At 59.6% G+C, this 23835-nt stretch carries 37 protein-coding genes; 3 read left to right on the forward strand and 34 right to left on the reverse strand.

The genetic code is table 11. The features are described 5' to 3' along the window. Window positions 1-73 precede the first annotated feature (73 nt). Window positions 74-421, forward strand: a complete 348-nt coding sequence (locus PH562_RS09840) for a lysozyme inhibitor LprI family protein (protein WP_285172821.1) — start codon at window positions 74-76, stop codon at window positions 419-421. 213 nt (window positions 422-634) lie between these two features. Here PH562_RS09840 and ilvD read toward each other — a convergent pair whose 3' ends face one another. Next, window positions 635-2473, reverse strand: coding sequence for a dihydroxy-acid dehydratase (gene ilvD, locus PH562_RS09845; RefSeq protein ID WP_285172822.1), 1839 nt, complete (start codon window positions 2471-2473; stop codon window positions 635-637). A 340-nt stretch (window positions 2474-2813) separates the two neighbouring features. Between ilvD and msrP the strand changes: the two genes are divergently transcribed. After that, window positions 2814-3764 carry a protein-methionine-sulfoxide reductase catalytic subunit MsrP gene (gene msrP / locus PH562_RS09850; RefSeq protein ID WP_113233700.1) on the forward strand — a complete coding sequence of 317 codons (951 nt, stop codon included), beginning with the start codon at window positions 2814-2816 and terminating at the stop codon, window positions 3762-3764. Further along, window positions 3761-4417 carry a protein-methionine-sulfoxide reductase heme-binding subunit MsrQ gene (msrQ, locus tag PH562_RS09855; protein WP_285172836.1) on the forward strand — a complete coding sequence of 219 codons (657 nt, stop codon included), beginning with the start codon at window positions 3761-3763 and terminating at the stop codon, window positions 4415-4417. Before msrP ends, msrQ begins: the two co-directional genes overlap by 4 nt. Window positions 4418-4445: 28 nt before the next feature. On the opposite strand, the gene PH562_RS09860 is transcribed toward msrQ, so the two are convergent. From PH562_RS09860 to PH562_RS10020, 33 genes are all read right to left on the reverse strand, one after another. Next, window positions 4446-5336, reverse strand: coding sequence for an efflux RND transporter periplasmic adaptor subunit (locus tag PH562_RS09860; protein ID WP_285172823.1), 891 nt, complete (start codon window positions 5334-5336; stop codon window positions 4446-4448). Beyond that, window positions 5333-5542 (reverse strand): DUF1656 domain-containing protein, encoded by a 210-nt coding sequence (locus PH562_RS09865; RefSeq protein WP_285172824.1) that lies wholly within the window; start codon window positions 5540-5542, stop codon window positions 5333-5335. Before PH562_RS09865 ends, PH562_RS09860 begins: the two co-directional genes overlap by 4 nt. Before the next feature lie 4 nt (window positions 5543-5546). Continuing rightward, on the reverse strand, window positions 5547-7619 hold the full coding sequence (locus tag PH562_RS09870; RefSeq protein WP_285172825.1) for an FUSC family protein: 2073 nt from the start codon (window positions 7617-7619) through the stop codon (window positions 5547-5549). Further along, on the reverse strand, window positions 7616-8086 hold the full coding sequence (locus PH562_RS09875) for a MarR family winged helix-turn-helix transcriptional regulator (protein ID WP_113233696.1): 471 nt from the start codon (window positions 8084-8086) through the stop codon (window positions 7616-7618). Before PH562_RS09875 ends, PH562_RS09870 begins: the two co-directional genes overlap by 4 nt. A 189-nt stretch (window positions 8087-8275) precedes the next feature. Next, entirely contained in the window at window positions 8276-8686 is a 411-nt protein-coding gene (locus tag PH562_RS09880; RefSeq protein ID WP_285172826.1) for a ribosomal maturation YjgA family protein, read from the reverse strand. A 171-nt stretch (window positions 8687-8857) separates the two neighbouring features. Then, window positions 8858-9280: a 50S ribosomal protein L17 gene (rplQ, locus tag PH562_RS09885; RefSeq protein ID WP_015339614.1), complete on the reverse strand. Its 423-nt coding sequence runs from the start codon at window positions 9278-9280 to the stop codon at window positions 8858-8860. Window positions 9281-9328: 48 nt separating this feature from the next. After that, entirely contained in the window at window positions 9329-10339 is a 1011-nt protein-coding gene (locus tag PH562_RS09890) for a DNA-directed RNA polymerase subunit alpha (protein WP_037152076.1), read from the reverse strand. A gap of 103 nt (window positions 10340-10442) precedes the next feature. Continuing rightward, window positions 10443-10832, reverse strand: a complete 390-nt coding sequence (rpsK, locus tag PH562_RS09895) for a 30S ribosomal protein S11 (RefSeq protein ID WP_004118426.1) — start codon at window positions 10830-10832, stop codon at window positions 10443-10445. A 131-nt stretch (window positions 10833-10963) separates the two neighbouring features. After that, complete coding sequence (gene rpsM, locus PH562_RS09900) at window positions 10964-11332, reverse strand: 30S ribosomal protein S13 (protein WP_004118424.1); 369 nt, start codon at window positions 11330-11332, stop codon at window positions 10964-10966. Between the two features lie 216 nt (window positions 11333-11548). Further along, complete coding sequence (locus tag PH562_RS09905; protein WP_113233695.1) at window positions 11549-12199, reverse strand: adenylate kinase; 651 nt, start codon at window positions 12197-12199, stop codon at window positions 11549-11551. Further along, a complete protein-coding gene (secY, locus tag PH562_RS09910) occupies window positions 12196-13536 on the reverse strand; it encodes a preprotein translocase subunit SecY (protein WP_015339610.1) in 1341 nt (446 codons plus the stop codon). Before secY ends, PH562_RS09905 begins: the two co-directional genes overlap by 4 nt. Before the next feature lie 226 nt (window positions 13537-13762). Next, on the reverse strand, window positions 13763-14233 hold the full coding sequence (rplO, locus tag PH562_RS09915; protein WP_285172827.1) for a 50S ribosomal protein L15: 471 nt from the start codon (window positions 14231-14233) through the stop codon (window positions 13763-13765). A gap of 17 nt (window positions 14234-14250) precedes the next feature. Then, window positions 14251-14463, reverse strand: coding sequence for a 50S ribosomal protein L30 (gene rpmD / locus PH562_RS09920; protein ID WP_007690786.1), 213 nt, complete (start codon window positions 14461-14463; stop codon window positions 14251-14253). A gap of 13 nt (window positions 14464-14476) precedes the next feature. Then, window positions 14477-15046, reverse strand: coding sequence for a 30S ribosomal protein S5 (gene rpsE / locus PH562_RS09925; protein WP_092715848.1), 570 nt, complete (start codon window positions 15044-15046; stop codon window positions 14477-14479). Between the two features lie 130 nt (window positions 15047-15176). After that, the gene (gene rplR / locus PH562_RS09930; RefSeq protein ID WP_004118412.1) at window positions 15177-15539 is read right to left on the reverse strand and encodes a 50S ribosomal protein L18; all 363 of its coding nucleotides are present in this window, start codon (window positions 15537-15539) and stop codon (window positions 15177-15179) included. A 12-nt stretch (window positions 15540-15551) separates the two neighbouring features. After that, window positions 15552-16085, reverse strand: coding sequence for a 50S ribosomal protein L6 (gene rplF / locus PH562_RS09935; RefSeq protein WP_015339608.1), 534 nt, complete (start codon window positions 16083-16085; stop codon window positions 15552-15554). Between the two features lie 43 nt (window positions 16086-16128). Beyond that, on the reverse strand, window positions 16129-16527 hold the full coding sequence (gene rpsH / locus PH562_RS09940; protein WP_015339607.1) for a 30S ribosomal protein S8: 399 nt from the start codon (window positions 16525-16527) through the stop codon (window positions 16129-16131). A gap of 12 nt (window positions 16528-16539) precedes the next feature. Then, entirely contained in the window at window positions 16540-16845 is a 306-nt protein-coding gene (rpsN, locus tag PH562_RS09945; RefSeq protein ID WP_004118406.1) for a 30S ribosomal protein S14, read from the reverse strand. Between the two features lie 33 nt (window positions 16846-16878). After that, on the reverse strand, window positions 16879-17436 hold the full coding sequence (gene rplE / locus PH562_RS09950; RefSeq protein ID WP_015339606.1) for a 50S ribosomal protein L5: 558 nt from the start codon (window positions 17434-17436) through the stop codon (window positions 16879-16881). Next, window positions 17429-17737 carry a 50S ribosomal protein L24 gene (gene rplX / locus PH562_RS09955; RefSeq protein ID WP_015339605.1) on the reverse strand — a complete coding sequence of 103 codons (309 nt, stop codon included), beginning with the start codon at window positions 17735-17737 and terminating at the stop codon, window positions 17429-17431. Before rplX ends, rplE begins: the two co-directional genes overlap by 8 nt. Before the next feature lie 11 nt (window positions 17738-17748). Further along, window positions 17749-18117, reverse strand: a complete 369-nt coding sequence (gene rplN / locus PH562_RS09960; protein ID WP_003573790.1) for a 50S ribosomal protein L14 — start codon at window positions 18115-18117, stop codon at window positions 17749-17751. Window positions 18118-18342: 225 nt separating this feature from the next. Further along, entirely contained in the window at window positions 18343-18582 is a 240-nt protein-coding gene (rpsQ, locus tag PH562_RS09965) for a 30S ribosomal protein S17 (protein ID WP_015339604.1), read from the reverse strand. A gap of 12 nt (window positions 18583-18594) precedes the next feature. Further along, window positions 18595-18795 (reverse strand): 50S ribosomal protein L29, encoded by a 201-nt coding sequence (gene rpmC, locus PH562_RS09970; protein ID WP_007690763.1) that lies wholly within the window; start codon window positions 18793-18795, stop codon window positions 18595-18597. Window positions 18796-18806: 11 nt separating this feature from the next. After that, window positions 18807-19220: a 50S ribosomal protein L16 gene (rplP, locus tag PH562_RS09975; RefSeq protein ID WP_004118395.1), complete on the reverse strand. Its 414-nt coding sequence runs from the start codon at window positions 19218-19220 to the stop codon at window positions 18807-18809. 36 nt (window positions 19221-19256) lie between these two features. Beyond that, window positions 19257-19982, reverse strand: coding sequence for a 30S ribosomal protein S3 (gene rpsC / locus PH562_RS09980; protein WP_004118393.1), 726 nt, complete (start codon window positions 19980-19982; stop codon window positions 19257-19259). Continuing rightward, window positions 19982-20371: a 50S ribosomal protein L22 gene (rplV, locus tag PH562_RS09985; RefSeq protein WP_015339603.1), complete on the reverse strand. Its 390-nt coding sequence runs from the start codon at window positions 20369-20371 to the stop codon at window positions 19982-19984. Before rplV ends, rpsC begins: the two co-directional genes overlap by 1 nt. Window positions 20372-20373: 2 nt before the next feature. After that, a complete protein-coding gene (gene rpsS, locus PH562_RS09990) occupies window positions 20374-20652 on the reverse strand; it encodes a 30S ribosomal protein S19 (RefSeq protein WP_015339602.1) in 279 nt (92 codons plus the stop codon). Between the two features lie 15 nt (window positions 20653-20667). Further along, the gene (rplB, locus tag PH562_RS09995) at window positions 20668-21504 is read right to left on the reverse strand and encodes a 50S ribosomal protein L2 (protein ID WP_113233694.1); all 837 of its coding nucleotides are present in this window, start codon (window positions 21502-21504) and stop codon (window positions 20668-20670) included. A gap of 11 nt (window positions 21505-21515) precedes the next feature. Then, window positions 21516-21809, reverse strand: a complete 294-nt coding sequence (locus tag PH562_RS10000) for a 50S ribosomal protein L23 (RefSeq protein WP_015339600.1) — start codon at window positions 21807-21809, stop codon at window positions 21516-21518. Next, window positions 21806-22426 (reverse strand): 50S ribosomal protein L4, encoded by a 621-nt coding sequence (gene rplD, locus PH562_RS10005; RefSeq protein ID WP_112507501.1) that lies wholly within the window; start codon window positions 22424-22426, stop codon window positions 21806-21808. The genes PH562_RS10000 and rplD overlap by 4 nt, the downstream gene beginning before the upstream one ends. 13 nt (window positions 22427-22439) lie before the next feature. Continuing rightward, entirely contained in the window at window positions 22440-23081 is a 642-nt protein-coding gene (gene rplC / locus PH562_RS10010; protein ID WP_015339598.1) for a 50S ribosomal protein L3, read from the reverse strand. 39 nt (window positions 23082-23120) lie between these two features. Beyond that, window positions 23121-23429: a 30S ribosomal protein S10 gene (gene rpsJ, locus PH562_RS10015; protein WP_003547547.1), complete on the reverse strand. Its 309-nt coding sequence runs from the start codon at window positions 23427-23429 to the stop codon at window positions 23121-23123. Between the two features lie 308 nt (window positions 23430-23737). Further along, window positions 23738-23835, reverse strand: a 98-nt coding sequence (locus PH562_RS10020) for an EF-Tu C-terminal domain-related protein (RefSeq protein WP_131614796.1), incomplete at its 5' end; no start/stop codon positions are given.

Genomic DNA, 23835 nt, shown 5'->3' on the forward strand with positions numbered 1-23835 from the left:
AAAAAACAGGCTCGATGAACAAAAACATGCTGTCATGCATTTCGCGTTGGAAATCGTCAAAAGGGAACCAGACATGCGATTGAATCATCTTGCCGCTGCCACTTTCCTCGTCTCGCTGGGAATGGCCGGTGCCTCACACGCCGCCAGCTTCGATTGCGAGGCGCAGAACCTGAAGCCGGACGAGAAGACGATCTGCGATGTGAGGGCTCTCAACGATGCCGACGTGAGAATGGTGACGACCTTCGATCTGCTTTCGGGGCTGCTTGCCATGGGTGCGCGTGGCACGATGCAGGACCAGCAGACCGAATGGCTGAAGAAGCGGCAGGCTTGCGGAGCGGATGTGGCGTGCCTGACCTCTTCGTATCAGGAACGTCAGAAAGAGCTGAATGACGCCTACAAGCAGATCAATCGGCCGCTGTAAGAGCTTGGTTTGAATGGCTTTACGGCTTTCGCCGAATAAGTACCCTCTCCCCGTCTGCGGGGAGAGGGTTAGGGTGAGGGGCTACCGCAGGAACAGCCAAGCTGTACCATCGCGATGGAATTCGAGAAGCCCCTCATCCGTCCTCTCGCGGTCGAGCTATGCTCGACCGTTCGAGTCCACCTTCTCCCCGCTGCGCAGGGCGAAGGGGCTTGGTTACTTTCCACCCAGATCGCGAACAGCACCGCGGTCCGCGCTCGTGGCGAAGGCGGCATAGGCCTTGAGCGCCGTGGTCACATTGCGCTTACGCACTTCGGCCGGATGCCAGCCCTTGGCGCTCTGGGCTTCGCGGCGAGCGGCAAGCTCATTGTCGTCGACGCGCAGGCTGATGGTGCGGTTCGGGATGTCGATATCGATCATGTCGCCTTCGCGCACTAAGCCGATCGTGCCGCCATTGGCCGCTTCGGGCGATACGTGCCCGATCGACAGGCCCGAGGTGCCGCCGGAGAAGCGGCCGTCGGTGATGAGCGCGCAGGCCTTGCCGAGGCCCTTCGACTTCAGGTAGCTCGTCGGATAGAGCATTTCCTGCATGCCGGGGCCGCCCTTCGGGCCTTCGTAGCGGATGACGACGACGTCGCCGGCCTTGATCTCGTTGCTGAGGATGGCCTTGACGGATGCATCCTGGCTTTCGAAGACCCTAGCGGGGCCGGAGAATTTCAGGATCGATTCATCGACGCCGGCGGTCTTCACGATGCAGCCATCGAGCGCGAGATTGCCCTTGAGGACAGCCAGACCGCCATCCTTGGAGAAGGGATGCTCGACGGAGCGAATGACGCCCTTCTCGCGGTCGGTATCGAGTTCATCCCAGCGGGAGCTCTGGCTGAAGGCGACCTGCGTCGGAACGCCGCCCGGAGCCGCGCGGAAGAATTCGCGTACGCTTTCGCTGTTGGTGCGGGTGATGTCCCAACGGTCGATGGCGTCGCCGAGCGTTTCGGCATGAACCGTCGGGCAATCGCGGTTGATAAGGCCGCCCTTATCGAGCTCGCCGAGGATCGACATGATGCCGCCGGCGCGGTGCACATCCTCCATGTGAACGTCGCTCTTGGCGGGCGCAACCTTGGACAGGCACGGCACGCGGCGCGACAACGCGTCGATGTCGGCCATGGTGAAATCGACTTCACCTTCATGCGCGGCGGCAAGAATGTGCAGAACCGTGTTGGTTGAGCCGCCCATGGCGATATCGAGCGCCATGGCGTTCTCGAAGGCCTGCTTGGAGGCGACGGAACGTGGCAGGATGGATGCATCGTCCTGCTCGTAATAACGGCGGGCGAGATCGACGATCAGATGGCCGGCCTCAACGAAGAGGCGCTTGCGGTCGGAATGGGTGGCGAGCGTTGAGCCGTTGCCCGGCAGCGACAGGCCGAGCGCCTCGGTCAGGCAGTTCATCGAATTGGCGGTGAACATGCCCGAGCACGAGCCGCAGGTCGGACAGGCGGAGCGCTCGATGACCTGGACGTCTTCATCGCTGATCTTGTCGTCGGCCGCGGCGACCATGGCGTCGACGAGGTCAAGCGCGACCTTCTTGCCATGCAGAACGACCTTGCCGGCTTCCATCGGGCCGCCGGACACGAAGACCGTCGGGATGTTCAGGCGCAGCGAGGCCATCAGCATGCCGGGGGTGATCTTGTCGCAGTTGGAGATGCAGACCATGGCGTCGGCGCAATGGGCGTTGACCATGTATTCGACGCTGTCGGCGATCAGCTCGCGCGACGGCAGCGAATAGAGCATGCCATCATGGCCCATGGCGATACCGTCGTCGACGGCGATGGTGTTGAATTCCTTGGCAACACCGCCGGCCGCCTCGATTTCGCGGGCGACGAGCTGGCCGAGATCCTTGAGGTGAACGTGACCGGGCACGAACTGGGTGAAGGAGTTGACCACCGCAATAATAGGCTTGCCGAAATCGCTGTCCTTCATACCCGTCGCGCGCCAAAGGCCGCGCGCACCGGCCATGTTGCGGCCGTGGGTGGTTGTTCTGGAACGATAAGCTGGCATGGTGTCTTCCTCGTCATCCTGGAATTTGTGCGGCGTCGGGCATAGGCCAAAGGTTTCAGGCCAAAGGGGCGCCGGCAACTCCGCTTTTTGGAATTGTCCTAATCCAATCGTGCCGAACTGTCACTATCAACTCAAGCGAATCCGGTACGCTGCCGGGCAAGGGGCTGCGTCCGGCCAAACAAGTCGCTCGACCAAAGTTGGGAACGAAACGGCCCGATCGCAAGCGCACACAAAAAGTTGCTTTCACTTCCAAAGAAATGCCTGCCTAAGAGTGTAACAAAACCTGTGTCCGTTGCGTATCGCTCATATCGAAGCTGTTACCGCATAGAGGAATTGCTCCATGGCCTCCTTCCGCCCACCGAAAATCACATCCTCCGAGATCACGCCCCGCTCGGTCTATCTGAAGCGTCGCGAGTTCCTGACGGCCGCAGCGGCCGGCGTCGGCATGGCGGCTATCGGAGGCAAGGCGGCGCTGGCCGAGGCGCTGACGGCGACCAAGAGCAATTATACGGTCAATGAGAAGCTGACGCCGATCAAGGACGTCACCACCTACAATAATTTCTACGAATTCGGCCTCGACAAGGCTGATCCGGCCAGCCTGTCGGGCAAGTTCAAGCCACGTCCCTGGACAATCAAGGTCGACGGCATGGTCAACAAGCCCGGCACGTTCGATGTCGATGCGCTGATCAAGGAGTTTCCGCCCGAAGAGCGGGTCTATCGCATGCGCTGCGTCGAAGCCTGGTCGATGGTCATTCCATGGGATGGTTTCCAGCTCTCTGCCCTGCTCGACAAGGTGGAGCCGCAGGGCAGCGCCAAATATGTTGCCTTCGAGACCGTGGTGCGGCCGGAAGAAATGCCAGGGCAGTCGGGCCTGCTGCAATCGCTGAACTGGCCCTATGTCGAGGGCCTGCGCCTGGATGAGGCGCGCAATCCGCTGACGCTGCTTGCCGTCGGCCTTTATGGTGAAACCCTGCCGAACCAGAACGGCGCGCCGATCCGGCTCGTCGTGCCGTGGAAATATGGCTTCAAGGGCATCAAGTCGATCGTCCGCATCACGCTCACCGACAAGCAGCCGGTGAATACCTGGCAGGCGACGAACAGCCAGGAATACGGCTTCTATGCCAACGTCAATCCGGCCGTCGATCATCCGCGCTGGAGCCAGGCAACCGAACGGCGCATCGGCGAAGGCGGCTTCTTCGGCTCCAACCGCCATCCTACCCTACCCTTCAACGGCTATGCCGATCAGGTCGCCAGCCTCTATAGCGGCATGGACCTCAGGGTGAATTTCTGATGGCCCTCTCCTTCGCCCTACCCAAGCGCTGGCAGCCTGCCTCCGTCTGGGCGCTCTATTTTGTCGGGCTTTTGCCGGCCGCATGGGAATTCTATCTCGGCGCGACCGACCAGCTTGGTGCCGATGCGGTGAAAACCTTCGAGCTCTTCCTGGGCCTGTGGGCGATCCGCTTCCTGCTGCTGACGCTTGCGGTGACGCCGCTTCGCGATCTCTTCGGCTGGAATTATCTGCGCTACCGCCGCGCGCTCGGTCTGCTCTGTTTCTACTACGCGCTGATGCACCTGACGGTCTATATGGTCCTCGACCAGGCACTGGACGTGCAGACTGTCATCGACGACGTGCTGAAGCGGCCCTTCATCATGTTCGGCATGGCGGGGCTCGTCATGCTGCTGGCCTTGGCCGTGACCTCGAACAATTTCTCGATCAAGCGCCTCGGCAAGAAATGGATCTGGCTGCATCGCCTCGTCTATATCATCGCTGCCTGCGGTGCTCTGCACTTTGCGCTGTCAACCAAGGTACTTTCAGTGGAGCAGTTCATCTATATCGGCCTGTTGATCGCGATGATCCTCTACAGATCCTACCGGCCGATCATGATGGAAAGACGCCGAGCGGCGCGTAAGCCGGCTGCCGCATCGAGTTCCAGAGCGGCCTGAAGGCGGCCGCCCTGCCTTTAAGCGAAAATCATTCCGCAGCGCTGGCGATTTTTGCCTGGCCCTGCTCCTGCACCTCGACGGTTGCCGTCAGGCCGGCGATCAGCTTCGTGCCATCGGGAACCTTGTCGAGCGCGATGCGCACCGGCACGCGCTGCGCCAGTCGCACCCAGCTGAAGGTCGGAGTGATGTTGGCAAGCAGGCTGCCGGAGGTTCGCTCGCGGTCCTCGATGCCATAGGCGATGCTCTCGACATGGCCGGTCAGCTTCTCGGCCTGGCCCATCAGGTGGATATAGACCTCATCGCCGATCTGGATACGCGGCAGCTTGGTTTCCTCGAAATAGCCTTCGACACGCAGGGAATCGCTGTCGATCAGCGCCACCTTGGCGGTCCCGGCGGAAACATAGTCGCCCGGACGCAGGCTGAGGTTCGAGATCGTGCCGTTGACGGTGGCGCGAACTTCGGAGCGGTCGAGATTGAGCTGGGCGAGCTCCCGATTGGCAGTCGCTTGACGAACAGCCGCTTCATCCTGCTGCACGGTGGTCAGCGCCTGCTCCTTCTGCTGCAGGGAGGCGGCATCCCCAAGGCGCGCCTGCCGTGCGCTTTCGCGCTGAGCCTGTTCGAGAGCCGCCTTGCTGCTGGCAAGGGCTGCATCCGCCTGTTCGAGAGCGATGGCGAAACGATCGCGATCGACGCGGAAGAGGATATCACCCTTCTTGACGGTCTGGTTGTCCTTGACGAGGACCTCGCTCACCAGGCCGGAGACGTCAGGCGCGATGCCGACGACATCAGCCCTGAGGCGCGCATCGCGCGTCCACGGTTCATCCATGTAATGGCCCCAGAGGTGACGGCCGACATAGACGGCGGCAATAACGAAAATGAGTGTGACGGCCACACGGCCGATGAGTTTGAACGTATTCATGTGAAGTACCAACGGGAGACTGAGGAGACGGCGCCGAGCAGCAGGACGTAAAGCGCGAGATCGAAAAGACCGCGATGCCAGACCAGAGTGTAGACTCCGATCCATGCGAGCAGGCGTCGAAGGATGATGACGGCAAACAGCGTCAGGAGCATGAGGACGAGAAGGCGCGGGATATAGACGCCATAAAGATCGAATTCTGCGGGCATGATATTACTCGGCGGCAATGGAATGAGGTTGGGCTGTATCCGATACGGGCGGCCGCCAGCTCGCCGGGGGTTCGGCATGCGGAAATAGTGCGCGGCGAAGACCGACAAGTGCGTCGAGGCTCGCCCTAGCGGAATCTCGCTTTTCCTGCGCGACGGCTTCGAGGCTATGGTCGATCGACACGCGCAGTTCGTCGGCCGGATCCACGGCCCGTTTTGCCTTCAGCCGCGAACGATAGAAATCCGACACGCCGATCAGCACTTCGCTGACCGAGGCAGCGGCAGCCGGTTTCAGTTGGCCACGCTCTTTTTGAAGCATCAGCACGTTGAAGCCGAGACGGACATCTGCATAACCATCGACCTTTTTCAGTTCGCGGTCTTCGATGCCTGCAAGGCGGGGCACGAGCTGGCCCAGGCGATCAAGGATGCGGCCTGAGAGGCGTTCATGATCGGCGCGGCGGATACCGGCGGCAGTTTCGGCCAGATCTCTCCAGCCGGCCCGGACCAACCGCCAGGCGGCAAGCTCCGAACCAAATGGGCGTGTAAGCAAAGTCCAGACCAAGGCGAAGCCAACACCGGCCAGAGCGGCGATCGCACTGTTGGTGAAGCTGGCGAAATCGGCGGTGTACCGATCCTGCAGCGCGATGAAACTTGCGCCGTTCACCGCCAGCAGCATGCCGAGCATGTTGGTTTGCGGGCGGGTAATCAGCAGCCCCATCACCAGGAAGGGCGGCGCAAAGACCAGCACCAGCATCTCGAAGCCGGAAATCGACGGCAACACGCCGAAGATATAGACGCAGGCAATGACCAGGCTCACCGCAGTCCAGATGAACATGGTGGTGATGAAGGGTGCGGGACGATCGAGCGCGGCGAAAAACGAGCAGGCAACGGCCACCATGGCGATGAAGCCGGCGCCATCCGCCCAGCCGGAATAGATCCAGAAGAAGCAGGCGACGGCAATTCCGGCGATGACGCTACCGGCCGAGAAGGCAAGCAAGGCGTAATCATAGTGCCTGCTGCGGCCGACGACATTGCGGTAACGGAAGGCGGGGCGCCAGGTGCCGACCTGCCGTCCCGAGACGATCTGGGCACGGAGCGTCAGGCAGTCCTGCCACAAGTCGACAATTTCCTTGAGGCGAGCGAGAGCGCTCGACCGAACGAGATCGTCCCAACCGATATCGAGGTCGTTCTCTTGCAACTCCTCGATCTTCTTCGACAAGGTCTCGGCGGTCTCATCGGCCTTGCCGCGACCACCCTGCCCCAGCCAATCGGCCACCTCGTTCAAAACAACGACCAGCTCCTGCGGTAGTGGCTTGCCACCGGCCTTCAAGGCATGCAGGCGATCGGCAAGTGAGGAGAAGAGCGGCAGCAGCATCAGGAGGCGGCCGCGCAACTCGCGCGAATGCCGGACGATGTCGCGGCTGCCGGCATCATAGCGCAACTGGCTGATGACCAGATCCAGGCCGGAAACGTCGGCGGCGAGCTTCTGTCGCTTAAGGGGAGTTGCAGGCGAGGCGCCCTCGCCGCGCAGGATCTCATCCGCCCAGGTGCCGGCGTCGTCCAGCCAGGAACCTATGCGCTGGCCGAGAACGGTACCGACGCTGCTCGGAAAGACGACGGCGCTAACCACGCTCGCGCAGACGATGCCAATGATGATTTCCTCGGAGCGGGCAAGCGCCACATCGAAAATGGTTTCGGGCGAGCCGACGGTCGGCAGCGCGATCAGCGGCAACGTATAGCCGGCCAGCATGAAGACATAGCTGCGCGAGGTGCGGTCGAGCATAGAGATGAACAGCAAGGTGCCGGTCCACAGCGCGACAACGATCGAAAGCAGTTCCGGCGCGTTGACGAAGAGCGGGATGAGGATCACCGATGCGGTGGCACCGATCAGCGTGCCGAGCGCGCGGTAAAGCCCCTTGGAGCTGGTTGCGCCGGCAAGAGGATTGGCGACCACATAAACAGCCGCCATCGCCCAATAGGGACGCGGCAGATCGAGCGACAAGGCGATGAACAGCGCCATGATCGCAGCAATGAAGGCTTTGACGGAAAACAACCACTCGCGCCAGGATGGAATGCTCATGAGACCTTCTCCGGCTCCGGTTCGACGGCCTTGGATGCCTCAAACTCCTCGAAAGCCTTCAGGACGCGAACCGCAGCTTCGATATCGGCAGGGTCGACATTGGCCAGGATCTTGCCACGCAACTCATCAAGCACGTCTTCCATACGGGACGCGAGCTTTTCGCCCTCGGGCGTCAGCCACAGGCCTTTCGCACGCCGATCCGTCGGATCATCCTTGCGGATGACAAGATCCATGCTTTCGAGCTGATCGATCAGCCGAACCAGAGACGGGCCTTCGATGCCGACATAGGTGGCGAGCACCACCTGCCTCACGCCTCCCCCCAAGCGGCCGATCCAAAGCAGCGGTGCGGCCACCGCCTCGGATATACCATGGGAACTCAGTGCGAGATCGACAGCCCGGCGCCATTGGCGGCCGGTGGTGAGCAGATTGGCGGTGAATAGGCGTTGCAGGGTGTTTGACGAGTTCATGAGAACCTATTAGCACTAAACTAATTAGGATTCAAATTATTATGACTAAAAGCGCTATATGAAATGCGAAATGCAGCCATGCGAATATCGGAGGGGCAGCGGTAACCGGCCGGGATCGCAAGCGACCGATGGCCTAGTGAATCACTCAGCGACGATCGAGGTCGCCGAGATAGAGGCTGGGTAATAACATCAAGCCGAACGCCTCGTTCCGCACAAGACGCAATCGAGCGCCAGCGCCAGCGCGATGCCGGCGGCATAGGCCAGGATATTCCAGAGCGAGAACACTCTTCCGAGCAACAGGGCTCCGGCGACGGTCAATCGAAAAGCATCGAGATCAGGCGTGTGCCAAAGCCTGAAAAGCTCTGCGGCGACGGCGATGAGCAGCGCCGCCACGGCAATCCTGAAACGCCGCTGTGACACGAAGATTGCCGCCAGGACCCAATAGACCATCGCTCCCCACAATAATGAGCCGCCATATTTGACGACCGCAAAGGGCAGATTGATCGCATAGCCATAGCCCCGCAACGCAAGACCGCTGGCGATCGTCATCAGCAGCGCCACGAACAGCAGCAGTCTCCCGCGCGTCAATTTTCGCTGCATATCCCACGACGCTCCCTGTCCCTGATGAGCCCGAGTCGACTGCGACTCAGCAAGGCTGCTTGCGATACTCCAAAGCATTCAGGGAGATTGAAAGACCCCGCCCACAGCACAAACGACAAAAGGCCGGATGATCGCTCATCCGGCCTTCAATATTTAATCCAAAGCTCAGCCTTAAGCGGCTGCGGCTTCTTCTTCAGCGGCAACGCGAGCCTTGTCGGCTGCGCCCTTGGCGTTGACGTCGCGATCGACGAACTCGACGACTGCGAGAGCGGCATTGTCGCCCTGGCGGAAGCCAGCCTTCATGATGCGCAGGTAGCCGCCGTTGCGGGTGGCGTAGCGGGTTGCGATCGCGTCGAACAGCTTCGAGACGACAGCAGCGTCGCGGATCTGCGAGATGGCCTGACGACGAGCGTGCAGGTCGCCGCGCTTGCCGAGCGTTACCAGCTTCTCGACGATCGGGCGAATTTCCTTCGCCTTCGGAAGCGTGGTGACGATCTGCTCATGGGTGATGAGCGAAGCCGCCATGTTGGCGAACATCGCCTTGCGGTGGCTAGCGGTTCTATTCAGCTTGCGGCCGGCTTTACCGTGGCGCATTGCTATTCTCCTTCACTTACAGGCATCGTTCGCCTGCCGTTTGAAACGTTAGTATTGGTCTTCGTAGCGCTTGGCGAGATCTTCGATGTTCTCGGGCGGCCATGCCGGCACTTCCATGCCGAGGTGCAGGCCCATGGAAGCGAGAACTTCCTTGATTTCGTTCAGCGACTTGCGACCAAAATTCGGCGTGCGGAGCATTTCTGCTTCGGTCTTCTGAATGAGGTCGCCGATGTAGACGATGTTGTCGTTCTTCAGGCAATTTGCCGAACGAACGGACAGTTCGAGTTCGTCCACCTTCTTGAGGAGCGCCGGGTTGAAAGCGAGTTCGGTAACTGCTTCCTCTTCGGTTTCCTTCTGCGGCTCGTCGAAGTTGACGAACACGCCAAGCTGATCCTGAAGAATGCGGGCCGCGAAAGCGACTGCATCTTCACCGCTGATCGAACCGTCGGTTTCGATCGACATGCTCAGCTTGTCGTAGTCGAGAACCTGTCCTTCGCGGGTATTTTCAACCTTGTAGGACACCTTCTTGACCGGCGAATAGAGGCTGTCGACCGGGATGAGGCCGATTGGAGCATCTTCCGCACGATTGCGCTCGGCAGGCACATAGCCCTTACCGTTATTGACGGTGAATTCCATGCGGATTTCGGCGCCCTCGTCGAGCGTGCAGATGACATGCTCGGGGTTGAGGATTTCGATATCGCCGACCGTCTGGATGTCGCCAGCCGTTACTACGCCTGGGCCCTGCTTGCGGACGACCATGCGCTTGCTGTCATCGCCGTCCATCTTGATGGCGATTTCCTTGATGTTCAGCACGATGTCCGTCACGTCTTCCCGGACACCCGGAATAGAGGAGAACTCATGCAGTACGCCGTCGATCTGCACGGCCGTCACAGCGGCGCCGCGCAGAGAAGACAGCAGAACGCGGCGCAGCGCGTTGCCGAGGGTGAGACCGAAGCCACGCTCCAGCGGTTCGGCCACGAGCGTTGCCTTGGTACGGCCGCTCGAGGTGAACTCGACCTTGTTGGGCTTGATCAGTTCCTGCCAGTTTTTCTGAATCATGTTTTTGCCTTCCGTTCGTTGCCACCATCCAATCGTGGCAACCGAGCTTGAGTAACACCAAGCCGGGCGCATCTACCCCGGCCGGTGTCGTGAGTGGCGATGATCAGACGCGGCGCTTCTTGCGCGGGCGGCAACCATTGTGCGGGATCGGGGTCACGTCGCGGATGGACGTGATCATGAAACCAGCAGCCTGGAGGGCGCGCAGAGCGGATTCACGGCCGGAGCCCGGACCGCAAACTTCAACTTCCAGCGACTTCATGCCGTGTTCCTGAGCCTTCTTGGCGCAGTCTTCGGCAGCGATCTGGGCAGCGAACGGGGTCGACTTGCGCGAACCCTTGAAGCCCTTGGCACCAGCGGACGACCAGGCAATGGCGTTGCCCTGTGCGTCGGTGATGGTGATCATCGTGTTGTTGAAGGTCGAGTTGACGTGTGCGACGCCCGACGTGATATTCTTACGCTCGCGACGACGAACGCGTACGGCTTCCTTGGCCATGTTAGTCCTTTCTTGGATCTCTGCACCGCCGTAATGCCAGCGGCTACACCGAAGCGGCGCCCACGGAGCACCGCTTCAAACTCAAAAGAGGCCGGCGGACCGCCAGCCTCCCAAATCCGGTTGCCCGGAAATTACTTCTTCTTACCGGCGATCGCCTTTGCCGGACCCTTGCGGGTGCGGGCATTGGTGTGCGTGCGCTGGCCGCGAACCGGCAGGCCGCGGCGATGACGCAGACCACGGTAAGAACCAAGGTCCATGAGACGCTTGATGTTCATCGCGGTTTCGCGACGCAGATCACCTTCGACCTGATAGTCACGGTCGATGGTTTCGCGGATCTGCAGAACTTCGGCATCCGTCAACTGGTTGACGCGACGCTCGGCCGGAATACCGACCTTCTCGCAGATTTCCTGAGCAAACTTCGGTCCGATCCCGTGAATGTAACGAAGCGCAATAACTACGCGCTTTGCAGTCGGGATGTTGACGCCAGCGATACGAGCCACGCCTGTTCTCCTTGCATTCCTTTTGCCTTGGCAAAGGTCTTGTTATGCAGCCCGGGAGCTGCTTGTTCAATGTGCGTCCGCCACATGTCAAAACGACCGTACCCGGACTTCCCGTTGGAAATCCGCGCCGATCGCATAGCATGTCGCGAGTTGGCGCGGTGTTTAGCGGAATCAGCGCAAAAAAGCAACCGCTCCGGCAAGTTTATTTTAGGCTATCTAAAGCTTAGCCAGGATAGCCTCTATGCTGTCGGTCACATGCTCGATATCGGCCATGCCGTCGATGCTCTGCAACTTTCCCTTTGCATAGTAGTAACCGATCAGCGGCGAGGTCTCCTTGTAATAGACCTGAAGACGAGTCGCCATGGTTTCGGCATTGTCGTCCGGACGGCGCTTGAAATGTGTCGAACCGCATTTGTCGCAAACGCCTGCCGTTGCCGGAAGCTTGTCCGTATCGTGATAGACGCTGCCGCAGTTCGAGCAGGAATAGCGGCCGGAGACGCGGCGAATCAGTTCGGCGTCATCCACCTTGAGCTCGATAACGACGGAGAGCTCGAGCCCCTTCGCATTGAGCATCTTTTCCGTTGCATCCGCCTGAACCAGTGTGCGCGGGAAACCGTCGAGGATGAAACCCCGGGCGCAATCCGGCTGATCAATACGCTCGGAAACGATCGCGTTGACGATCTCATCCGAAACAAGCTTGCCGGCGTCCATAACAGCCTTGGCGCGCTTGCCGACTTCCGTGCCTGCCTGGACGGCCGCGCGCAGCATGTCGCCTGTGGAAAGCTGCGGAATGCCATGCTTTTCCACAATGCGCTGGGCCTGGGTCCCCTTACCTGCTCCCGGCGGCCCTAAAAGTATGAGTCTCATCGCCCCCTCTTTCCTCCACGCAACTTCGATTTCTTGATCAGGCCTTCATATTGCTGTGCGATCAGGTGACCCTGAATCTGCGCCACCGTATCCAGCGTTACGCTAACCACGATCAGAAGCGAAGTGCCACCCAGAGACAAGGGAATACCTGTCTGGGATACGAGAATTTCTGGCAGGATGCAGACGAAGACAAGATAGATCGCGCCGATGACCGTGATGCGGGTCAGCACGTAATCGATATATTCGGCAGTGCGCTCACCCGGACGGATGCCCGGAATAAAGCCGCCGTGCTTCTTCAGATTGTCGGCCGTGTCCTTCGGATTGAAGACGAGAGCCGTGTAGAAGAAGGCGAAGAAGGCAATCAGGGCACCGTAAAGCACCATGTAGACCGGCTGGCCGTGGCCGAGTGCCGCAACGATCGAGGTCACCCAGGTCGGGAGCGCCGTGTTGTTACCGAGGCCTGCGACGGTTGCCGGCAGCAGCAGCAGCGACGACGCGAAGATCGCCGGGATGACGCCCGAAGTGTTGAGCTTCAGCGGCAGGTGCGACGTATCGCCCTGGAACATGCGCGTGCCGACCTGGCGCTTCGGATACTGGATCAGAAGGCGACGCTGGGCGCGCTCGACGAAGACGATAAGCGCGATGACCAGAATGGCGACGATCAGCACGGCGAGAATGAGCGGCGTGGAAAGCGCACCGGTACGGCCAAGTTCAAGAGTACCAGCAAGAGCGGTCGGAAGACCTGCAGCGATGCCGGCGAAGATGATCAGCGAGATGCCGTTGCCGATGCCGCGCGACGTCACCTGCTCGCCAAGCCACATCAGGAACATGGTGCCGCCGAGCAGCGTGATGACGGTGGAAATGCGGAAGAACCAGCCGGGATCGACGACGACGCCATTGCCGTGCTCAAGGCCGATCGCAATGCCGTAGGCCTGCAATGCGCCGAGCAGCACCGTGCCGTAGCGGGTGTACTGGTTGATGATCTTGCGGCCCTGCTCGCCTTCCTTCTTCAGGTTTTCAAGCGACGGGACGACGGAGGTCATCAGCTGAACGATGATCGAGGCCGAGATATACGGCATGATGCCGAGCGCGAAGATCGCCATGCGCTGCACGGCGCCGCCCGAGAACATGTTGAAGAGGCCAAGAATGCCGCCCGACTGATTCTGGAAAGCCTGGGCATAAGCAGCAGGATTGAGGCCAGGAAGCGGAATGTGGGTGCCGAGCCGGTAGACGAGGAGAGCACCGAGCGTAAACCATAGGCGCTTCTTGAGATCCTCGGCTTTGGCAAAGGTCGAAAAATTGAGGTTGGACGCCAATTGTTCCGCTGCAGAAGCCATGCAAATCTCCGCATCACCAATTCCGGCATAGTCGGCCGAGTCCGGAATCAGTCTGTAAATTGTTCAAAAGCCGGGCTTCGGACGGATTGCGCTGCAATCGGGCGCCTCACCCTTGGTTCCCGTTATCGATCGGAAAGACACTTGCCGCATCGATCAGATTCGTGAGGCTCACATATGGGAGCAAAATCGCCCGAAGTGAAGTCACTTCGGGCGATTATTGATAATATTATTCTGCGGCAGCAACGAGCAGCTTGACGGAACCGCCAGCCTTTTCAATCTTCTCGACTGCAGACTTGGAAGCGCCTGCAACTTCAAGAGCAAGCTTCGCCTTCAGTTCGCCGTCCGAGAGAACCCGAACGCCGTCCTTGACGCGGCGAATGACGCCGGCAGCCTTGAGGGCAGCTGCATCAACGGTATTCTTGGCATCGAGCTTGCCGGCATCGACGGCAGCCTGAATGCGTGCCAGCGATACGACAACGTAGTCGGATGCGAAGATGTTGTTGAAGCCGCGCTTCGGCAGACGACGGTAGATGGGCATCTGACCGCCTTCGAAGCCGTTGATCGCAACGCCCGAACGGGACTTCTGACCCTTCACACCACGGCCGCCGGTCTTGCCGGAGCCGGAGCCGATGCCGCGGCCGAGGCGCTTGCGGCTGTGGGTCGAGCCTTCGTTATCCTTGATTTCATTCAGTTTCATAGCGAATTACCTCCGGCTCACTTCTCGTCGACAACGCGAACGAGATGCTGGACAGCACGGATCATGCCACGAACAGCCGGAGTATCTTCCAGCGTGCGGCGACGGTGCATCTTGTTCAGTCCGAGACCGATCAGCGTCTTCTGCTGAACATCCGGACGGCGGATCGGGCTGCCAATCTGCTCGACCGTAACGGTCGCCTTAGCTTCAGCCTTCTTGGTCGTCTTGGCCATAGGTCAAACTCCCTTATTCTTCGGAGGCGTTGCCCGAAGCGGCGCGGCGAGCCTGCAGGGTGGCATACTTGATGCCGCGCTGAGCTGCGATGTCCTTCGGGTGAACCTGGTGCTTCAGGGCGTCGAACGTGGCGCGAACCATGTTGTACGGGTTCGACGAACCGGTCGACTTGGCAACGACGTCATGAACGCCGAGCGTTTCGAAAACGGCGCGCATCGGGCCGCCGGCGATGATACCGGTACCGACCTTGGCCGAGCGCAGCAGAACCTTGCCGGCGCCATGGCGGCCATGAACGTCGTGATGCAGCGTACGGCCGTCGCGCAGCGGTACGAAGATCAGGTCGCGCTTGGCGCTTTCGGTTGCCTTGCGGATGGCTTCCGGCACTTCGCGTGCCTTGCCATGGCCGAAGCCTACGCGGCCCTTCTGGTCGCCAACGACGACGAGAGCGGCGAAGCCGAAGCGACGGCCACCCTTGACAACCTTGGCGACGCGGTTGATCGCGACCAGCTTGTCGACGAATTCGCTATCGCGCTCTTCACGGCTCTGACGGTCTTCCCGCGGAGCCCTCTTTTCCTGTGCCATTGTCCTCTTCCTTTTTCTTTTCCGGGTGCAATCGGCAAACAAAACGAGGACCGCATGCCTTCCCTTGCGGAAAACCTGCGGTCCGGTGAATATCCGGCCGGCATCCTGGGATCGCCGGCCGGAAATCTGATTAGAAGGTCAAGCCGCCTTCGCGGGCTGCTTCAGCCAAGGCCTTGATACGGCCGTGGTAGATGAAAGCGCCGCGATCGAACACGACTTCCTTCACGCCGGCCTTGGAGGCGCGCTCCGCAACGAGCTTGCCAACGAGGGCTGCGGCTGCGGTATCGGCACCGGTCTTCAGAGAACCGCGCAGATCCTTGTCGAGGGTGGAGGCAGCCGCGAGGGTCTTGCCAGCCACATCATCGATGACCTGGGCGTAGATGTTCTTCGACGAGCGATGAACCGACAGGCGCGGACGGCCATTGGCCACCGACTTGATTTGACGGCGCACGCGGTTGGCGCGACGCGCAAGTGCTTCTTTCCTGCTAGCCATTTCGCGTGATCCTTACTTCTTCTTGCCTTCTTTGCGGATGATCCGCTCTTCGGCATACTTAACACCCTTGCCCTTGTAGGGCTCGGGGCCGCGGTATTCGCGGATTTCAGCGGCAACCTGGCCGACCTGCTGCTTGTTGATGCCGGTGACGACGATTTCCGTCGGCTTCGGCACAGCGATCGAGATACCCTGCGGCGGCTCATAAACCACGTCGTGGCTGAAGCCGAGCGCAAGCTGCAGGTTCTTGCCCTGCATGGAGGCACGGTAGCCGACGCCGTTGATTTCGAGCTTGCGCTCGTAGCCGTCCTTAACACCCTTGAGGATGTTCTCGATCATCGTGCGGGACATGCCCCACTTTGCGCGAGCATCCTTGGAGTCGTTGAGCGGCGTCACGACGATTGCATTATTTTCCAGCTTGAGACCGATTTCGTCGTTAGCGACGAAAAACAGCTCGCCCTTGGGGCCCTTGGCAGTCACTTTTTGGCCATCAACCGTGGCCGTGATCCCTGCAGGTACCTGAACGGGCTTCTTACCGATACGAGACATTTTTCAAACCTGTCTGTTTCGAAGGAGATATCTCTGTCCGATCTTAGAAGACCGAGCAGAGAACCTCGCCACCAACATTCTGTTCGCGAGCCTGGTGATCGGCCATCACACCCTTCGGAGTCGAAAGGATGGTGATGCCGAGGCCGTTCGCGACCTGCGGAATGGACTTGACCGAGACATAAACCCGGCGGCCCGGCTTAGACACACGGCCGATCTCGCGGATCACCGAAGCGCCTTCGTAATATTTGAGTTCGATATTGAGCTCAGACTTGCCGTTGCCGAAATCGACGACGGAATAGCCACGGATGTAGCCTTCAGCCTGAAGTACATCGAGAACGCGTGCACGGAGCTTGGACGCAGGCGTCGAAACCGACGACTTGCGGCGCGAAGCGCCATTGCGGATGCGGGTGAGCATATCGCCCAAAGGATCAGTCATAGACATCTAATCTGCTCCTTACCAGCTGGACTTGACGATGCCCGGCACCTTGCCGAGATTGCCGAGTTCACGCAGCGCGATACGCGACATGCGCAGTTTGCGGTAGTAGGCGCGCGGACGGCCAGACACTTCGCAACGGTTGCGAATACGGGTCTTCGATCCATCGCGCGGCAGCGATGCCAGCTTCAGAGTGGCCTTGAACCGGTCTTCGATCGAGAGAGACTGGTTCATGATGATTGCCTTGAGAGCAGCCCGCTTCGCGGCCTGGTTGGCAACCGTATTGCGGCGGCGCTTGTTCTTTTCAACTGCGCTTGTCTTCGCCATATCAGGGTTCCTTTTCTACGCTCGTCGTTACGGTTATTGACGGAACGGGAAGTTGAACTCTGTCAGAAGAGCCCGTGCTTCGTCGTCGGTCGTCGCCGTCGTGCAAACGATGATGTCCATGCCCCACATCTGATCAACCTTATCGTAGTTGATCTCAGGGAACACAATGTGCTCCTTGATGCCCATGGCAAAATTGCCACGACCGTCAAAGCTCTTCGGGTTCAGGCCGCGGAAGTCGCGAACGCGCGGAAGCGCGATGTTGACCAGACGATCCAGGAACTCATACATGCGGGCGCCGCGCAGGGTAACCTTCGCGCCGATCGGCATATTTTCGCGGACCTTGAAGCCAGCGATGGAGTTGCGTGCGCGGGTGATGACCGGCTTCTGGCCAGCGATGGCCGCCAGGTCGGCAGCAGCAACGGTCGGCTTCTTCGAATCAGCCGTCGCTTCACCAACGCCCATGTTGATCACGATCTTGTCCAGCTTCGGGATCTGCATCTCGTTAGCGTAGGAGAACTTCTCCTGCATGGCTGCACGGATGCGAGCAACGTATTCTTTCTTGAGCCGCGGCTCGTACTTTACCTCAGCCATCGATCACTTCTCCCGAGGTCTTCGCCACGCGGACCTTCTTGCCATCTACAACCTTGAAACCGACGCGGGTCGGCTTGCCGTCCTTGTCGACGATCGCCAGGTTGGACAGGTGAAGCGAGGCTTCCTTGCTGATGATGCCGGCTTCTTGGTTCTGCGTCTGGCGCTGATGGCGCTTGATGACGTTGACGCCACGAACGACCGCACGGTCTTCCTTCGGCAGCACTTGAATGACTTCGCCGGTACGGCCCTTGTCCTTACCGGTCAATACGACAACCTTGTCGCCTTTACGGATCTTCTGCATCGCTCCGCTCCTTACAGTACTTCTGGAGCCAGCGAGATGATCTTCATGTGGTTCTTGGCGCGGAGTTCGCGCGGAACCGGTCCGAAGATGCGGGTGCCGATCGGCTCTTTCTTGTTGTCGATGAGGACTGCTGCGTTGGTATCGAAGCGGATGACGCTGCCATCCGGACGACGGATGTCCTTGGCGGTACGAACGACGACCGCCTTCATCACGTCACCCTTCTTCACACGGCCGCGCGGAATAGCTTCCTTGATCGAAACGACGATAACGTCGCCGATCGAGGCATACTTGCGCTTCGAGCCGCCCAGCACCTTGATGCACATGACACGACGTGCGCCGGAATTATCCGCCACGTCGAGGTTTGTTTGCATCTGAATCATGTCAGGTCGCCTTCTTGTTGTTACCGGAATGGTTGGGCCAATCGACCCCCTACCCCGGCTTATGGACTAGTGTCTTGTCTGATTATGCCTGGCTTTGCGACCACTAGGATCGTCTCTGCCGGCCATCAATAAAGCAAAAGAACGCCCGTTCTCGAGCGTCCTGCTTCCAAGCTCGTGCTTCATACAGATATTTCGCCCAAGCGCAAGGGCCTGAGCGAAATTCTGTTACTTGGACTGGGCGGAAATGACCGTCCAGGTCTTGTCCTTGGAGATCGGAGCGCATTCCTCGATGGAAACGACGTCGCCGGTCTTGTACTGATTGTTTTCGTCGTGAGCCTTGTACTTCTTGGAACGACGAACGGTCTTCTGGAGCAGCGGGTGAGCGAAACGACGCTCAACGCGGACAACTACCGTCTTCTCGTTCTTGTCGCTGACCACGACGCCCTGCAGAATGCGCTTCGGCATGTTATTTTTCCTTTAGGCCTTTGCTTCTGCCGCCTTCTGGCGGGCAATGGTTTTTACGCGAGCGATGTCCTTGCGGACTTCGTTGATGCGCGAGGACTTCTCGAGCTGGCCGGTCGCCTTCTGAAAGCGCAGGTTGAACTGCTCCTTCTTCAGCTTGGCAAGCTCGTCCTTGAGTTGGTCGGCGCTCAGGGCGCGAACATCTGCGGCTTTCATGAGCTTCTTCCTTACTCTGCAATGCGCTGAACGAAGCGCGTCTTGACCGAGAGCTTGGCAGCGCCGAGGCGCAGAGCCTCACGAGCGATTTCTTCGCTCACACCGTCGATCTCGAACATCATACGGCCGGGCTTGACCTTGCATGCCCAGTATTCGACAGAGCCCTTACCTTTACCCATACGGACTTCGGTCGGCTTTGCGGTTACCGGAACATCCGGGAACACGCGGATCCATACACGGCCGGCGCGCTTCATGTAGCGAGTGATCGCGCGGCGAGCCGCTTCGATCTCGCGAGCGTTGACGCGGTTAGGCTCCTGCGACTTCAGGCCGAATTCACCGAAAGCCAGATCAGAACCACCTTTGGCAACGCCCTTGATGCGGCCCTTGAATTGCTTGCGGTACTTCGTACGCTTTGGCTGCAACATTTTCTTATTCTCCGAACTTATCTGCCACGTACGCTATCAAGCGTTGTCGCGGCGACGGTCTCTATCGCGATCGCGGCTAGCCGGACCCTGGGCGTCGCCTTCGAGCGCGCGGCGTTCGGAGGCCATTGGATCGTGCTCAAGGATTTCGCCCTTGAAGATCCAGACCTTGATGCCGCAGATACCGAAAGCGGTTTCTGCTTCAGCCGTACCGTAGTCGATGTCGGCGCGCAGCGTATGCAGCGGCACGCGGCCTTCGCGGTACCATTCCGTACGAGCGATTTCTGCACCGCCGAGACGGCCGGCGCAGGTGATCTTGATGCCTTCGGCGCCAAGACGCATCGCGGACTGAACGGCGCGCTTCATGGCGCGGCGGAAAGCAACACGGCGTTCCAGCTGCTGAGCGATCGACTGGGCAACCAGCGTCGCGTCGATTTCCGGCTTACGAACTTCAACGATGTTGAGGTGCGTTTCGGAATTCGTCATGTCCGACAGCTTCTTGCGGAGCTTGTCGATATCAGCGCCCTTCTTGCCAATGATCAGGCCCGGACGAGCCGAGTGGATCGTGACGCGGCACTTCTTGTGCGGACGCTCGATGACCACCTTGGAGATACCAGCCTGCTTCAATTCGTTCATGACGAACTTGCGCATCTTCAGGTCTTCGTGGAGGAGCTGGCCGTACTCGGCGTTGTCCGCGAACCAGCGGCTATCCCAAGTGCGGTTGATGCCAAGACGAAAGCCGATCGGATTGATTTTCTGACCCATTATGCGGCCTCCTCTTGAGCTTCCACTTCACGAACAACGATCGTCAGGTGCGCGAACGGACGCTCGATGCGAGATGCACGGCCGCGGCCACGAGCGTGGAAACGCTTCATGACGATCGACTTGCCGACGTAAGCTTCCGCTACGACCAGCGAGTCAACGTCGAGATCGTGGTTGTTTTCTGCATTGGCGATCGCAGATTCGAGCGTCTTCTTCACGGCGCCAGCGATACGCTTACGCGAGAATTCCAACTCTGCGAGCGCGCGGTCAACCTTCTTGCCGCGGATCGAAGCCGCGACCAGGTTGAGCTTCTGCGGGCTGACACGGAGCGTGCGCGCAACTGCCTGCGCCTCATTGTCCTTCAGCCGGCGTTCGGTTTTTGCCTTGCCCATTGTTACTTCCTCTTCGCCTTCTTGTCCGCACCGTGACCATAATAGGTACGGGTCGGGGCGAACTCGCCGAACTTGTGTCCGACCATGTCTTCATTGACGCTGACCGGAATGTGCTTGCTGCCGTTGTAGACGCCGAAGGTGAGACCAACGAACTGCGGCATGATGGTGGAGCGACGGCTCCACATCTTGATTATTTCGTTACGTCCGCCTTCACGCACCTTCTCAGCCTTCTTGAGAAGATAGCCGTCAACAAACGGACCTTTCCATACTGAACGAGCCACTTGAGACTTCCTCTCTTACTTCTTGCGCTGATGGCGCGAGCGCATAATCATCTTGTCGGTCGACTTATTCGACCGCGTACGCTTGCCCTTGGTCGGCTTGCCCCATGGGGTCACCGGATGGCGACCACCGGAGGTGCGGCCTTCACCACCGCCGTGCGGATGGTCGACCGGGTTCATGACAACGCCGCGGTTATGCGGCTTCTTGCCACGCCAACGCGAACGACCGGCCTTACCGTCGTTGATGTTGCCGTGATCCGGGTTCGAAACCGCACCAATCGTTGCAAGGCAGGTGCCGTGCACGAGGCGCTGTTCGCCCGAGTTCAGGCGAAGGATCGCCATACCCTGGTCACGACCAACGAGCTGAGCGTAGGAACCGGCGGAGCGAGCGATCTGGCCACCCTTGCCTGGCTTCATTTCCACGTTGTGGATGATGGAGCCGACCGGGATGAACTGAAGCGGCATGGTGTTGCCCGGCTTCACGTCCACTGCCTTTTCCGAAGCGATGACCTTGTCGCCCGAAGCGAGACGCTGCGGAGCGAGGATGTAGGCCAGTTCGCCATCCGTGTACTTCACCAGAGCGATGTAAGCGGTACGGTTCGGATCGTATTCGATACGCTCGACGGTTGCTTCGACGTCGAACTTGCGACGCTTGAAGTCGACCAGACGATAGGTGCGCTTGTGACCACCGCCCTGGAAACGAACGGTGATGCGGCCGGTGTTGTTACGGCCGCCCTTGGAGGTCAGACCTTCCGTCAGCGTCTTGACCGGCTTGCCCTTGTAGAGCGAGGAGCGATCGACGATGACCAGCTGACGCTGGCTCGGGGTCGTCGGATTGAATGTTTTCAATGCCATTTTCTTATTCCTCAGAGACCGGTGGAGACGTCGATCGACTGGCCTTCGGCGAGCGTCACAACAGCCTTCTTCACGTCCTTCTGCTTGCCGACGAGACCCTTGAACCGCTTGGTCTTGCCGAGGCGCAGCAGAGTGTTAACGGCCGTAACCTTGACGCCGAAGAGCGCTTCGACGGCAGCCTTGATTTCCGGCTTCGTCGCGGTCTTAGCAACGTTGAAAACAACCTGGTTATTGTCCGAAAGCAGCGTGGACTTTTCGGTGATCGCAGGAGAAACGATCACATCGTAATGGCGAAGATCCGTCACTTGAATCGCTCCTCTAGAGCTTCAACTGCAGCCTTGGACAGCACGAGCTTGCCGCGGCGCAGGATGTCGTAAACGTTGATGCCCTGAACCGGCAGAACATCGATATTCGGGATGTTCTGGGCTGCGAGCTTGAAGTTGCTGTCGAGTTCAGCACCGCCGATGAACAGAGCGTTCGTCAGGCCGAGCGTCTCGAAAGCGCCAGCGAGTGCCTTGGTCTTGGCTTCGGTAGCGACGAGATTGTCGATGACAATCACGTCTTCAGCCTTGAACTTGGCCGAAAGAGCGTGACGCAGGCCGAGGGCGCGAACCTTCTTCGGCAGATCATGCTCGTGGCTGCGGGCGACCGGGCCGTGAGCCTTACCACCGCCGCGAAACTGCGGAGCGCGAGCCGAATGGTGACGAGCGCGGCCCGTACCCTTCTGCTTGTACATCTTGGCACCGGTGCGCGCTACGTCTGCGCGGCCCTTTGCCTGATGCGTGCCCTGCTGCTTCTTGGCAAGCTGCCAGCGAATAACGCGAGCGAGAATGTCTTCACGCGGCTCGAGGCCGAAAATCGCATCAGAAAGGGAAACCTTCCCGGCGTCTTTGCCCTCAAGGGTCTTGACGTTGAATTCCATTGGTTTGGCTCCCTTACTTCGCTGCCGACTTGACGGCGTCGCGCACGATGATCCAGGCACCCTTGGAGCCGGGAACCGCACCCTTGACCAGGATCAGACCACGATCTTCGTCGGTCGATACCACTTCAAGGTTCTGCGTCGTAACGCGCGTCTGGCCCATGTGACCAGCCATCTTCTTGTTCTTAAACACCTTGCCCGGGTCCTGGCGCGAACCGGTCGAACCGTGCGAACGGTGCGAAACCGACACACCGTGCGTGGCGCGCAGACCGCCGAAGCCGTGGCGCTTGATGGCGCCGGCAAAGCCCTTACCGATCGTCGTGCCGGTCACGTCGACGAGCTGACCCGCCGTGAAGTGACCTGCGTTGAGTTCGGTGCCGACTTCAAGCAGATTGTCTTCCGTGACACGGAATTCTGCGAGCTTGGCCTTCGGCTCTACGCTTGCAACGGCGAAATGGCCGCGAAGAGCCTTCGTCGTGTTCTTAACTTTAGCCTGGCCGGCACCGAGCTGAACTGCGGTGTAGCCATTCTTTTCAACTGTGCGCTGGGCTACGACCTGGCAGCCATCCAAACGCAATACGGTAACCGGGACATGCTCGCCGGCGTCGTTATAGACGCGGGTCATTCCCACCTTCTGTGCAATCACACCTGAACGCATCGGTTCAATCCTTCTCACTCAGCTCGAGGACCGGAGGTCTCAGAGCTTGATCTCAACATCGACACCGGCGGCGAGATCGAGCTTCATCAGCGCGTCTACCGTCTGCGGGGTCGGGTCAACGATGTCGAGGAGGCGCTTATGCGTGCGCATCTCGAACTGCTCGCGGCTCTTCTTGTCGATGTGCGGGGACCGGTTTACCGTAAACTTCTCGATACGAGTCGGAAGCGGAACGGGGCCCCGGACGCTTGCACCGGTGCGCTTCGCCGTCGACACGATCTCGCGCGTGGAAGCATCGAGAATCCGGTGATCGAACGCCTTCAGGCGAATGCGGATATTTTGGCCGTTCATTCGACGTTATCCTTGTGTTTGTTATCTCGCGCGCCTCTCGAAAAGGCACGGATTGTTCTGTTTCCTAAGGCGGACCACCGGTTTCAAAGATCGAGAGGGACGCCGGCTGCGGCATCCCCATCCACTCTTTAGGCCTTTCGGCCCACCTTATTGTTAATTTCATTGGCCGCTTCGTCATCCGAAGCAGCGCGCAAATCGCGCTCGCGCGCCATTTGCAACATTTCTATGTCATAAGCAAGCGGCTACAGCCGCTTGCATCATAATATTGTCATCGAATCGGCCACTCGAATGAAGTGGCCGTCTTCGAATTACTCGACGATGGATGCCACGATGCCAGCGCCGACGGTACGGCCGCCTTCGCGGATGGCGAAGCGAAGCTTTTCTTCCATCGCGATCGGAACGATCA

Origin of the sequence: Rhizobium centroccidentale, assembly GCF_030182565.1 — a bacterium.
Lineage (GTDB): Bacteria > Pseudomonadota > Alphaproteobacteria > Rhizobiales > Rhizobiaceae > Rhizobium.

Coding starts and splice junctions, on each gene's coding strand:
- PH562_RS09840 (WP_285172821.1), top strand. CDS start 74: ATGCGATTGAATCATCTTGCCGCTGCCACTTTCCTCGTCTCGCTGGGA.
- ilvD (WP_285172822.1), bottom strand. CDS start 2,473: ATGCCAGCTTATCGTTCCAGAACAACCACCCACGGCCGCAACATGGCC.
- msrP (WP_113233700.1), top strand. CDS start 2,814: ATGGCCTCCTTCCGCCCACCGAAAATCACATCCTCCGAGATCACGCCC.
- PH562_RS09860 (WP_285172823.1), bottom strand. CDS start 5,336: ATGAATACGTTCAAACTCATCGGCCGTGTGGCCGTCACACTCATTTTC.
- PH562_RS09865 (WP_285172824.1), bottom strand. CDS start 5,542: ATGCCCGCAGAATTCGATCTTTATGGCGTCTATATCCCGCGCCTTCTC.
- PH562_RS09870 (WP_285172825.1), bottom strand. CDS start 7,619: ATGAGCATTCCATCCTGGCGCGAGTGGTTGTTTTCCGTCAAAGCCTTC.
- PH562_RS09875 (WP_113233696.1), bottom strand. CDS start 8,086: ATGAACTCGTCAAACACCCTGCAACGCCTATTCACCGCCAATCTGCTC.
- PH562_RS09880 (WP_285172826.1), bottom strand. CDS start 8,686: ATGCAGCGAAAATTGACGCGCGGGAGACTGCTGCTGTTCGTGGCGCTG.
- rplQ (WP_015339614.1), bottom strand. CDS start 9,280: ATGCGCCACGGTAAAGCCGGCCGCAAGCTGAATAGAACCGCTAGCCAC.
- PH562_RS09890 (WP_037152076.1), bottom strand. CDS start 10,339: ATGATTCAGAAAAACTGGCAGGAACTGATCAAGCCCAACAAGGTCGAG.
- rpsK (WP_004118426.1), bottom strand. CDS start 10,832: ATGGCCAAGGAAGCCGTACGCGTTCGTCGTCGCGAGCGTAAGAATATC.
- PH562_RS09905 (WP_113233695.1), bottom strand. CDS start 12,199: ATGAGACTCATACTTTTAGGGCCGCCGGGAGCAGGTAAGGGGACCCAG.
- secY (WP_015339610.1), bottom strand. CDS start 13,536: ATGGCTTCTGCAGCGGAACAATTGGCGTCCAACCTCAATTTTTCGACC.
- rplO (WP_285172827.1), bottom strand. CDS start 14,233: ATGAAACTGAATGAAATCAAGGATAACGAAGGCTCGACCCACAGCCGC.
- rpmD (WP_007690786.1), bottom strand. CDS start 14,463: ATGGCCAAGACGACCAAGAAGGCTGAAGCTAAGGCGACCGTTACGGTC.
- rpsE (WP_092715848.1), bottom strand. CDS start 15,046: ATGGCACAGGAAAAGAGGGCTCCGCGGGAAGACCGTCAGAGCCGTGAA.
- rplR (WP_004118412.1), bottom strand. CDS start 15,539: ATGGCTAGCAGGAAAGAAGCACTTGCGCGTCGCGCCAACCGCGTGCGC.
- rplF (WP_015339608.1), bottom strand. CDS start 16,085: ATGTCTCGTATCGGTAAGAAGCCCGTTCAGGTACCTGCAGGGATCACG.
- rpsH (WP_015339607.1), bottom strand. CDS start 16,527: ATGTCTATGACTGATCCTTTGGGCGATATGCTCACCCGCATCCGCAAT.
- rpsN (WP_004118406.1), bottom strand. CDS start 16,845: ATGGCGAAGACAAGCGCAGTTGAAAAGAACAAGCGCCGCCGCAATACG.
- rplE (WP_015339606.1), bottom strand. CDS start 17,436: ATGGCTGAGGTAAAGTACGAGCCGCGGCTCAAGAAAGAATACGTTGCT.
- rplX (WP_015339605.1), bottom strand. CDS start 17,737: ATGCAGAAGATCCGTAAAGGCGACAAGGTTGTCGTATTGACCGGTAAG.
- rplN (WP_003573790.1), bottom strand. CDS start 18,117: ATGATTCAGATGCAAACAAACCTCGACGTGGCGGATAATTCCGGCGCA.
- rpsQ (WP_015339604.1), bottom strand. CDS start 18,582: ATGCCGAAGCGCATTCTGCAGGGCGTCGTGGTCAGCGACAAGAACGAG.
- rpmC (WP_007690763.1), bottom strand. CDS start 18,795: ATGAAAGCCGCAGATGTTCGCGCCCTGAGCGCCGACCAACTCAAGGAC.
- rplP (WP_004118395.1), bottom strand. CDS start 19,220: ATGTTGCAGCCAAAGCGTACGAAGTACCGCAAGCAATTCAAGGGCCGC.
- rpsC (WP_004118393.1), bottom strand. CDS start 19,982: ATGGGTCAGAAAATCAATCCGATCGGCTTTCGTCTTGGCATCAACCGC.
- rplV (WP_015339603.1), bottom strand. CDS start 20,371: ATGGGCAAGGCAAAAACCGAACGCCGGCTGAAGGACAATGAGGCGCAG.
- rplB (WP_113233694.1), bottom strand. CDS start 21,504: ATGGCATTGAAAACATTCAATCCGACGACCCCGAGCCAGCGTCAGCTG.
- rplD (WP_112507501.1), bottom strand. CDS start 22,426: ATGGAATTCAACGTCAAGACCCTTGAGGGCAAAGACGCCGGGAAGGTT.
- rplC (WP_015339598.1), bottom strand. CDS start 23,081: ATGCGTTCAGGTGTGATTGCACAGAAGGTGGGAATGACCCGCGTCTAT.
- rpsJ (WP_003547547.1), bottom strand. CDS start 23,429: ATGAACGGCCAAAATATCCGCATTCGCCTGAAGGCGTTCGATCACCGG.